The 9,342-nt window shown below is 69.2% G+C and carries 10 protein-coding genes; 6 read left to right on the forward strand and 4 right to left on the reverse strand.

Annotation, left to right across the window (positions count from 1 at the left end; all coding sequences use genetic code 11):
• A partial coding sequence (locus GJV64_RS07585; protein WP_328799167.1) for a methyltransferase family protein occupies positions 1-327 on the reverse strand: 327 nt, incomplete at its 3' end.
• Between the two features lie 116 nt (positions 328-443).
• On the opposite strand from GJV64_RS07585, the gene crtD reads away from it, so the two are divergent.
• The 3 genes from crtD (at position 444) to GJV64_RS07600 (ending at position 3,312) form a co-directional block, all read left to right on the forward strand.
• Complete coding sequence (gene crtD, locus GJV64_RS07590; protein WP_328799168.1) at positions 444-2,018, forward strand: 1-hydroxycarotenoid 3,4-desaturase CrtD; 1,575 nt, start codon at positions 444-446, stop codon at positions 2,016-2,018.
• Positions 2,019-2,140: 122 nt separating this feature from the next.
• Positions 2,141-2,851, forward strand: coding sequence for a hydratase (locus tag GJV64_RS07595; protein ID WP_164156662.1), 711 nt, complete (start codon positions 2,141-2,143; stop codon positions 2,849-2,851).
• A gap of 125 nt (positions 2,852-2,976) precedes the next feature.
• Positions 2,977-3,312: a hypothetical protein gene (locus tag GJV64_RS07600; protein WP_164156663.1), complete on the forward strand. Its 336-nt coding sequence runs from the start codon at positions 2,977-2,979 to the stop codon at positions 3,310-3,312.
• Here GJV64_RS07600 and GJV64_RS07605 read toward each other — a convergent pair.
• Positions 3,309-4,673, reverse strand: a complete 1,365-nt coding sequence (locus GJV64_RS07605) for an APC family permease (protein ID WP_164156664.1) — start codon at positions 4,671-4,673, stop codon at positions 3,309-3,311. The two genes, GJV64_RS07600 and GJV64_RS07605, sit on opposite strands and share 4 nt — an antisense overlap.
• A gap of 144 nt (positions 4,674-4,817) precedes the next feature.
• Between GJV64_RS07605 and GJV64_RS07610 the strand changes: the two genes are divergently transcribed.
• Positions 4,818-7,286 (forward strand): TonB-dependent receptor plug domain-containing protein, encoded by a 2,469-nt coding sequence (locus GJV64_RS07610; protein WP_164156665.1) that lies wholly within the window; start codon positions 4,818-4,820, stop codon positions 7,284-7,286.
• On the opposite strand, the gene GJV64_RS07615 is transcribed toward GJV64_RS07610, so the two are convergent.
• Together GJV64_RS07615 and GJV64_RS07620 are read right to left on the reverse strand one after the other, a co-directional pair.
• Positions 7,287-7,430 (reverse strand): hypothetical protein, encoded by a 144-nt coding sequence (locus tag GJV64_RS07615; RefSeq protein ID WP_164156666.1) that lies wholly within the window; start codon positions 7,428-7,430, stop codon positions 7,287-7,289.
• Positions 7,430-8,323, reverse strand: coding sequence for an enoyl-CoA hydratase-related protein (locus GJV64_RS07620; RefSeq protein WP_164156667.1), 894 nt, complete (start codon positions 8,321-8,323; stop codon positions 7,430-7,432). Before GJV64_RS07620 ends, GJV64_RS07615 begins: the two co-directional genes overlap by 1 nt.
• A gap of 68 nt (positions 8,324-8,391) precedes the next feature.
• Between GJV64_RS07620 and GJV64_RS07625 the strand changes: the two genes are divergently transcribed.
• Both GJV64_RS07625 and GJV64_RS07630 read left to right on the forward strand, forming a co-directional pair.
• Positions 8,392-9,114 (forward strand): VOC family protein, encoded by a 723-nt coding sequence (locus GJV64_RS07625; RefSeq protein ID WP_164156668.1) that lies wholly within the window; start codon positions 8,392-8,394, stop codon positions 9,112-9,114.
• Positions 9,111-9,342 (forward strand): enoyl-CoA hydratase/isomerase family protein (locus GJV64_RS07630; protein ID WP_205599558.1); only part of this gene is annotated, 232 nt, incomplete at its 3' end. The genes GJV64_RS07625 and GJV64_RS07630, both read left to right, overlap by 4 nt.

The raw sequence follows: 9,342 nt of genomic DNA on the forward strand, positions 1-9,342 counted from the left end.
GCGCTCCACCAGGTCGATGGCGCTGGCCGCCCCCAGCAGCCGCTCCATGGCATCCAGCGGCAGCCCGGCGCCTGTCGCCAGGTCCGCCGTGCTGGCAGGGCCGCCGGCGAGCCGCCGTATCACCCCGGCATCCACCGTGGCGGTGAGCGCCTTTGTCTGCACGAAGCCGCTGATCACCGCGAACATCGCATTGGCGTGACGCTGCGCGGTGCCGCGCAGCAGCCAGTTGCGCATGGCAAAGCGCTGGAACGCCGGGTCCATCAGCACGCGGTTGCGGGCATTCAACCAGCGCAGCTTCAAGCCGCCGGTCGCCACTTCAGCCATCATCCACGCCGGCCATTGGGCACCCCGCGCTCCCCTTGCGATTCGCATCATGACCTTGACGCTGCGCGCCCACCATGCGCCAAACCGCGCGCAACCGGTCATTGATTCGGATAGCTGATTTGGCAGGCGATAACGGCGTTGTCATCATCGGAGCGGGCATGGGCGGCCTGGCGGCGGCCGTGCTGCTGGCCGCCCGTGGGCTGCCGGTGACCGTGGTGGAGCGGATGGCCCACCCCGGCGGCAAGCTGCGCACCGTGGATGTGGGCGGCGTCGCCATCGATGCCGGCCCCACCGTGTTCACCCACCGCCCGGTGTTCGAACGCCTCTTTGCCGATGCCGGCGCCGTGCTCGATGATCATCTGCGGCTCGTGAAGTCCGATCGCCTTGCCCGCCACGCCTGGCAGGATGGCAGCAGCCTCGACCTTTGGGCCGATCACGCCAGGAGCCGCGATGCTGTCGCCGCCTTTGCCGGCGGGCAGGAGGCGGACGGCTGGGTGCGCTTCCAGGCCGAGGCGGCGCGCATCTGGCGGGCGCTGGAAACCCGCTTCATGGAAAGCCCGGCCATGGGCCCCGTCGGGCTGACGCTGAAATACGCGCCCTTCCATCTGCACGAGATGTTCGCAATCAACCCGTTCGCGACTCTGTGGGCCACGCTGGGCAAGTATTTCCGCGATCCGCGGCTGCGGCAGCTCTATGGCCGCTATGCCACCTACACCGGCGCCGATCCGTTCCAGGCCACCGCCACGCTGATGCTGATCGCCCATCTCGAGGCGCGCGGCGTCTGGCTGGTCGATGGCGGCATGCATGAACTGGCACGCCAGCTGGCGGCACAGGCGGCGCGGCTGGGCGCGCAGTTCCGCTACAACGCCCATGTGGCCGAGATACGGGTGCGCGGCGGGCGCGCCGCCGGCGTGACGCTGGCCAGCGGCGAGGAGATCCCGGCCCGCGACGTGCTGTCGAACAGCGACATCTCGGCCATCGCCGATGGCCGCTTCGGGCCCGCCGCAGCCGGCGCCGTGACCGGCGTGAAGCCGCACGAACGCTCGCTGTCCGCGCTGGTCACCATGATGACGGCCGAAGCGAGCGGCTTCGACCTTGATCGCCACAATGTCTTCTTTTCCACCGACTATGCCGCCGAGTTCCGCAACATCTTCGGCGAGCATCGCTTGCCGGTGGAACCCAGCATCTATATCTGCGCCCAGGACCGTGGCATCACGCCGCCACTGGCCGGCGCACCCGAGCGATTCCAGTTGATCGTCAATGCCCCGGCGACCGGAGATTTTTCTGGCGGCGACGGCGCCCCACCAAGCCCTGAGGAGATGGAACAATGTCAGACAGCAACGCTGGCGGTCCTCGCCCGGTGCGGGCTGACACTGAAACCGACCGCGATGCTGCCAGTGGGACCGGCGATGTTCGAGGCGCTTTTCCCTTCCAGCGGTGGGGCCCTCTATGGTCGGGCCTCGCACGGGTGGCAGGCCAGCTTCCGCCGGCCTGGCAGCAGGACGAAGCTGCCCGGGCTCTGGGTGGCCAGTGGTTCGGCGCACCCGGGAGCGGGCGTGCCGATGGCGGCCTTGTCCGGCCGCTTGGCGAGCGCGGCGATCCTGGCGGACCGCGCTTCGACCAGGACGTTCCTGGGCCCGGCTACCGCTGGTGGTATGTCGACGCCGAAAGCGACTGCGGCCGTTTCGGACTGACCATCATCGCCTTCATCGGCTCGGTCTTCTCGCCTTATTACAAGGCGTCCGGGCGCCACGATCCGGAAAATCACGTCTCCCTGAACGTCGCCCTCTATGGCCGGCGCGGGCGGCGCTGGGCGATGACCGAACGCGGCCGTGGCGCCCTGTGGCGCGACCGCACGACGCTGCGCATCGGCCCATCGGCCGTCCGCTGGGATGGCGAGGTTCTCGTGATCGACATCGAGGAACAGGGCGCCGTGCTGCCGCTGAATGTGCGCGGGCAGGTGCGGGTGACGCCCGTCGTGTTCGGCCAGCGCCGCTTCCGGCTCGATCCCGGCGGCCGCCACGTGTGGGAGCCGCTAGCGCCGCAATCGCGCGTGGACGTGCGCTTTTCCGATCCGGCGCTGAGCTGGACCGGCACCGGCTATCTCGATGCCAACCACGGCAGCGAGCCGCTCGAAGCCGGCTTTGCCGACTGGCAGTGGAGCCGGGCGCATCTGAAGGATGGCTCCACCGCGGTGATGTATGAGGGCCAGCTTGCCGATGGCGCCGCCTTCGGGATGGCCTTGCGGATCACGCCCGACGGCCAGGCCGAGGTGATGGAGATGCCGGCCCCGGTGGTGCTGCCGCGCACCGCCTGGCGGCTCGATAGGCTGACGCGCGCCGACGCCGGCTACACCGCCCGAGTGCGCGCCACCTGGGAGGATACGCCCTTCTACAGCCGCACCGCGCTCTCCACCCGGCTATGGGGGGAGGATGTGCTGGCCGTGCACGAATCGCTCAACATGCAGCGCTTCGCCACCGGCGCCGTGCAGTGGATGCTGCCCTGGCGGATGCCCCGGAAGCCTTGAGGCAAGGCGTGAGGCTAGGGTTGCTGTGCGCCGGCGCGCAGGCGGTGCTTTTGGCCGGTTGCGGCGGCGGACCCCAGCCGGGCTGGACCTTCAAATCCGCTGCGGAAGCCCAGTTGCCGGGGCCGGTGGCTGTTTGGGGCAACCCCGCCACGATGGCCGATGCCGCCTTCGAATGCCGGGCCGGAGGTAGCATCGTTTTCTGGCTTGGCAGTGAAGCGCCGCTCAGTGGTGGCCGGCCGATGCAGTTCTGGGCCAGCGGCGCCACTGCACTGCTCGACGAACAATTTGTCGAGGACGGCGTTGGCACGTCCGAGTTCCTGATTCAGCGCGGTTCCGCCCTTCACGTCGCCATCGCTGCCGGCAAGGGGAGGCTGAAATGGCGCCTGCCGGATGGGCAGCAGGGCGCGATCCGGCTGGCGCCGGCTGTGCAGCAGCTGTTCGCCGCTTGCGCGCCGGGCTAGGCGCTGCCCGCCGCCACCCCCCGGGCGTTGCGGTTCAGCCCGGCCCGCACCACCAAGCCGAGCGCCAGCATGCCGAAGCTGATCGCACAGCCGACCCAGCCGACATAGAGTACTGATGACACCAGCACATAGGTGGAGCCGGCGGTGAACATCAGTGGCACGATCGGGTAAAAGGGCACGCGATAGGGGCGCGGGCCATCGGGATCGCGGCGGCGCAGCCGCATCAGCGACAGGCCGGTCAGCGACAGGAACAGCCAGTAGACCGGCGCCATATAGTCCACCATCTTTGCAAAGCCGGTGGAGTTGGCGCCCCATACCACCAGCACCAGCGACACCGCGCACTGGGCGAAGATCGCCGCACGCGGCACGCCCGAGGCACTGTCCCACTGCGCCAGCCGGGCCAGGGCCGGCTCGTCGCCAGCGGCAGCATAGAGCGTGCGGCCACCCACAAGCACCAACGCATTCAGGATCGCCAGCGCCGCGATGGTGACGGCCACCACCATGGCGATCTGCCCGGCCGGCCCGAAGGCATGGGCCATCAGTTGCGCCGCTGGCGCGGCGCTGGAGGCAAGGCCAGCGCCGCCCAGCCCCGACAGATAAGCCCAGTTGGCCAGCAGGTATAGCGCGGTGACGAGGCCCATGCCGCCGACCATGGCGATCGTCATGTCGCGCGGGCGGCGCACCTCGGCCGACAGGGTGGCGCTGTCGTTGAAGCCGCCGAAGGCGAGCATCACGAACACCATTGCCGCCCCGAAGCTGCCGGCCTCGAACGGGCGCGGCGCCGGCGTTGGCGCCACCTGCGGCGTACCGGCGGCCAGCAGCGCCAGTGCGGCACCGCCAAGTGCCAGCAGCGCCAGCACGTCGATCGCCACCAGCGCCACCTGCCCTCCGGTGCTGCGCCTCACGCCGGCGAGGTTGAGGACGGTAAGCAGCAGGATGGAACCGGCCGCCACGGCGCCGCGCGCGAAGGCCGACAACGGCACCAGTTCGGCAATGTAATCGGCCGCCACGAAGGCCAGCATGGTGGCGCTGGCCGTGAAGATCACCGCAAAGCGCGACCAGGCGAACAGGAAGGCGATGCCGGGCCCGAAGGCCAGGCGCAGGAAGCGATAGTCCCCGCCCGGATGCGGAAAGGCGGTCGACAGCTCCGCATAGCAGAGCGCACCGGCCAGCGCGAAGACGCCGCCCACCGCCCAGGCGACGAGCACCAGCGCATCATTGCCGATGCCAGCGGCGACCAGGCTGGCTGATCGGAAGATGCCGGCACCCACCACCATGCCAACCACCACCGAGGCGGCGGCCCAGGGGCCCAGCACACGGCGCGGGGCATTGCTTGCCGTTTCGGCCCCGCCTTCGGTCATGCGCGAACCTGTGCCCTTTCTGCAACGCTTGGCCCCAATGACAGATATGTTTCAGGTGGAACAAGCAATTGTTGTTTATCCCTGCCCGAGGCCTCGCGTAAATCCCTGCCCCGTTAATAGACATTCAATCGGGAGGCCCAACTCATGAAGCCGATCACGCAGCCCTTGCTTGGCGCCTTGCTCGCCGCCACCGCGCTCACCGCGCCGCCGGCGCTGGCCGCCGAGACCGACAGCGACCTGATCATCGTCACCGGCACTCGCAGCCGCGATCGCACCGTGACCGAAAGCCCGGTGCCGGTGGACGTGCTGGACGGCGCCACCATCAGCCAGTCCGGCACCACCGGCGAACTGGCGCAGGCCATCCAGAATCTGACCCCCAGCTTCAACTTCCCGCGCCAGTCGAACAGCGGCGCCGGCGATGCGGTCCGCGCCGCCCAGCTGCGCGGCCTGTCGCCCGACCAGACGCTCGTGCTGGTCAACGGCAAGCGCTACCACAGCACCTCGGTGCCCAACCTCGACACCAAGATCGGCCGCGGCACCACGCCCGTTGATTTCAACACGCTGCCGATCAACGCCGTGACCCGCATCGAGGTGCTGCGCGATGCCGCCGGCGCCCAATATGGCAGCGATGCCATTGCCGGCGTGGTCAATGTCGGGCTCGACCGGTCGGACAGCGGCGGCTCGTTCGGCGTCACCTATGGCCTCAACGTCACCAACCCCGATGTGCTCGACCAGCGGCTGACCGACGGCCAGACCGTGGTGATCGACGGCAAGGCCGGCTTCAAGCTGGGGAACGACGGCTTCCTGAGCGTTGGGGGCGACTACCTCTTCCAGGAGGGCACCAACCGCGCCGGGCGCGATCAGGGCGGCCAGTTCCTCACCAACGGCAGCTATTCCGATCCGCGCAACGACCGCTTCTTCGGAGAGCGGCTGTTCAAGGTCGGCGACCCCGCCGTCAACAGCGGCCACGCCTGGTACAACACCGAATTCGCGCTGGGCAGCGCGCGCGCCTACAGCTTTGGCGTCGCCCATCTGCGCAATGTCTCCGGGGCCAATTTCTTCCGCTGGCCGGTGATCGTCGATGGCAATGGCAACAACTATGTCAGCCCGGCCCAGCCCGGCGGCCTCAATGGCTTCCGCCCGGAAAGCCGCATCCGCAACCGCGATCTCTCGCTCACCGCCGGGGTGAAGGGCGATGCCGGCGCATGGCGGCTGGATGGCAGCGTCACCTGGGGCGCCAACAGCATCACCCAGCGGCTGCGCAACACGGTCAACTATTCGCTGGGCGCCGCCTCGCCCAATGACGTGCTGCTGGCGAAGACGCGGTTCGACCAGATCAGCGCCAACCTCGATGCGGCGCGCGAATTCGATGCCGGTCTCGCCAGCCCGGTGACCTTCGCGATCGGCGCCGAGCTGCGCCACGAACGCTGGCGCTCCTCGCCGGGCGATGAAGCCTCCTATGCGGTCGGCCCACTCGCCGACCCCGACAGCCTGGGCCTTCAGCCCGGCGTGCAGGCCGGCCCCGGCCTGACGCCAGAGGACGCCCGCCGGCTCGACCGGCAGGTCTATGCCGCCTATGCCGAACTGTCGGCCGAGGTGGTGGAAACCCTCTATGTCGATGCCGCTGGCCGCTTCGAACATTACAGCGATGCCGGCAGCGCGGTGGCCGGCAAGGCGGCGGCGCGCTGGGAATTCACCCCCGGCCTGGCGCTGCGCGGCAGCATTTCCAACAGCTTCCGGGCGCCGGCGTTGGCCCAGCTGGGCGCTTCGTCCACGTCGCTGAACTTCGGCGAAGGCGGCTCGCTGCGCCGCGTTGCCACCCTGCCGGTGGACAGCCCGGCGGCGCGTGCGCTCGGCGCCGCCGATCTTGATCCGGAACGCGCCTTCAACCTGTCGGCCGGCATCACGGCGGCACCGATGGCGGGTCTCAGGCTGTCGGTCGATCTGTTCCGCATCCGGGTCAACAACCGCATCACCCTGTCGGAGCGCTTCGACCTGGGCGATCTGACGCCGCAGCAGCGCACCGCGCTGGGCCTGGGCAGCTTTGATGCCATCAACTTCTTCACCAACGCGGTCGATCTCGAAACCCGCGGGGTGGAGGCCGTTGCGGCCTACACAGGGCAACTTGGCGGCGGCACGCTGAACGTGAACGCCGGCTACAGCTATTTCGACAACAAGATCCTGCGTGTCGATGCGCCGCCGCCGCAGCTCGCGGCCAACGGCATCCCCGGCGCCCTCATCGGCCTCGAAGAGCGCAACACGCTGACCACGGCCGCCCCCAACAACCGCTTCGTGTTCAACGCCGACTGGACCAACGGCACGTTCGGTGGCCTGGTGCGGGTCAACCGCTATGGCAGCACCACCCGCCAGTTCGATTTCGGCGGCTTCACCCCGCGCCAGACCTTCGGCGCCGAATGGCAGCTCGATCTCGAACTCAGCGCCACCATCGCCAAGTCGCTCAATGTCGCGATCGGCGCCAACAACCTGTTCGACAATTATCCCGACCGTTCGATCGACGACATCAATGGCGCGGGCAACCTCGCCTATGATATCCTGTCGCCGATCGGGATCAATGGGCGTTATGTCTATGGCCGGGTGCGGGTGAACTTCTGATCAGCCGGGGGGCGGGTCGGGTTCATCGTCCCGTTCCCCTGGTTTCTCCCGCAGGCTCCACAGCTGCCAGCCGGCGAAGGCCAGCACGGCAAACAGGCTGATGCCGCCTTCGATCAGGCCATAATATTCGGGCGAGATGTCCATCAGCTGGCGACCTTGCGGCGGCGGGGCTTCGGTGCACCCCAAGGATAGCCGGGCGGCAGATCGGCGCTGACGCGGCCGGGAAACGCCGGCTCCCGCTTCTCGAGGAAGGCCGCCACACCTTCCTTGACGTCCGGTCCGGCGCCCAGCGCGATGTTCCAGGCCGCATCCACCGCCAGCGCGTCGTCGGGGCTGGCCGCACTGCCCAACCGCCACAGCATGGCGCGCGTCATGGCGATAGCCACAGGCGCGGTGCCCTGCGTCATCTCGGCGGCAATGGCGCGGGCACGGTCGACCAGCTCGCCGGGGAACACCACCTCGCTCACCAGGCCGCCGGCCTTCGCCGCCTCGGCATCGAACAGCCGGCCCGACAGGCACCAACGCAGCGCCTGGGGCAGGCCGACAAGACGCGGCAGGAACCAGGCGCTGCCGGCTTCCGGCACGAGGCCGCGGCGGGCGAAGACAAAGCCGATGCGCGCGTTGGTGGAGCAGATGCGCACGTCGCACGGCAGGGTGAGGGTGATGCCCACGCCCACGGCCGGGCCATTGATGGCCGCGATGGTGGGCTTGGTCGCTTCAAACAGGGCGTGGATGAAACTGTCCTCTCTGCCAGCGCCCCGGCCCCTACCACGGCCGTTGCCGAAATTGCCGGCACCGGCGCCCGCCATGTCGAAGGCCTCGGCGCCGGCCGAGACGTCGGCGCCGGCGCAGAAAGCGCGGCCGGCCCCGGTGATGATGATGGCGCGCACCGCATCGTCGGCGCTGGCGCTGCGGACCGCCCGGGCCAACGCCCGGCCCATCGCATCGGTGTAGGCGTTCAATTTCTCGGGCCGATCCAGCGTGATCAGCATCACGCCGGCTTCGGTGCTGACAGTCACGCCATCTTGCGCCATCATCGCCTCCCCTAGGCTGCGATGCTGCGCCGGAGATGGGGACGCGGCAACGACCGCTTTGGGGAGGATGGATGCTCAGACTGCGCCAGATTGCCATGGTGGCGCCCGACCTTGCACCGGTCGAGGCCGATGTCGGCCGCCTTGTGGTGGCCGACATCTGCTACCGCGATCCAGGTGTCGGCAAATATGGCCTCGAAAACGCGCTGTGGGCGCTGGGCGGCACCTTCCTCGAAGCGCTGGCACCAATGGCCGAGAACACCACCGCCGGCCGCTACCTGGCGCGGCGCGGCGGCGCCACCGGCTACATGGTCATCCTCGACACTGATGATCTGGCGCCGGTGCGCGCCCGGATGGCCGCACTTGGCGTGCGGATCGTGGAGGATCTGAGCGTGGGCGATGCCGCCCTGCACGCGACAGCCCTCCATCTCCACCCGCGCGACACCGGCGGCTGCCTGCTCTCCATCGATCATCACGGCCCAGACAGCATCCTGTTGGGCAGCTATATGTGGGCGGGGCGCGACTGGCAGCGCCATGCCCGGGCCGACATGGCCATCAGCGGCGCAAGCCTTGCCTGCGATGATCCGGCCGCCACCGCCGCGCGCTGGGCGGCCATCCTCGACCGGCCCGCCGTGCGGCGCGGGGATAACTGGCGAATCGCGCTCGACAATGGCGCGCTCGACTTCACGGCCGTCGCCGATCAGCGCGGCGAGGGCCTCAACGCCATCCGCCTCACCGGCCTTACTGCGCCGGCGCGCCTGTGTGGCCTCGATTTCCTGCCGGAGACTGACCGATGAGCTATGACACGGGCACAGATGATCTGCAGGCCAGCACCGCTGACGGCGTGCTGACCCTCACCCTCAACCGCCCGGCGGCGCGCAACGCCCTGTCGCGCGCGATGCTGGATGGGCTGGCACGGCTGCTGGGCGAGGCGGAGGCCGATCCCGCCATCGGCGCCATCCTGATCACCGGGGCCGGCGGCGCCTTCTGTGCCGGCGGCGACGTGAAGGGCATGGCGGCGCGCA

Origin of the sequence: Sandarakinorhabdus rubra, assembly GCF_010994245.1 — a bacterium.
GTDB classification, from domain to species: Bacteria; Pseudomonadota; Alphaproteobacteria; order Sphingomonadales; family Sphingomonadaceae; genus Sandarakinorhabdus; species Sandarakinorhabdus rubra.

What these genes read in the sequence shown, in the direction of transcription:
- GJV64_RS07625 (WP_164156668.1), top strand. Translation starts at nt 8,392, where the DNA reads ATGCTCAGACTGCGCCAGATTGCCATGGTGGCGCCCGACCTTGCACCG.
- GJV64_RS07615 (WP_164156666.1), bottom strand. Translation starts at nt 7,430, where the DNA reads ATGGACATCTCGCCCGAATATTATGGCCTGATCGAAGGCGGCATCAGC.
- GJV64_RS07620 (WP_164156667.1), bottom strand. Translation starts at nt 8,323, where the DNA reads ATGATGGCGCAAGATGGCGTGACTGTCAGCACCGAAGCCGGCGTGATG.
- GJV64_RS07595 (WP_164156662.1), top strand. Translation starts at nt 2,141, where the DNA reads ATGACCGAACGCGGCCGTGGCGCCCTGTGGCGCGACCGCACGACGCTG.
- GJV64_RS07605 (WP_164156664.1), bottom strand. Translation starts at nt 4,673, where the DNA reads ATGACCGAAGGCGGGGCCGAAACGGCAAGCAATGCCCCGCGCCGTGTG.
- GJV64_RS07610 (WP_164156665.1), top strand. Translation starts at nt 4,818, where the DNA reads ATGAAGCCGATCACGCAGCCCTTGCTTGGCGCCTTGCTCGCCGCCACC.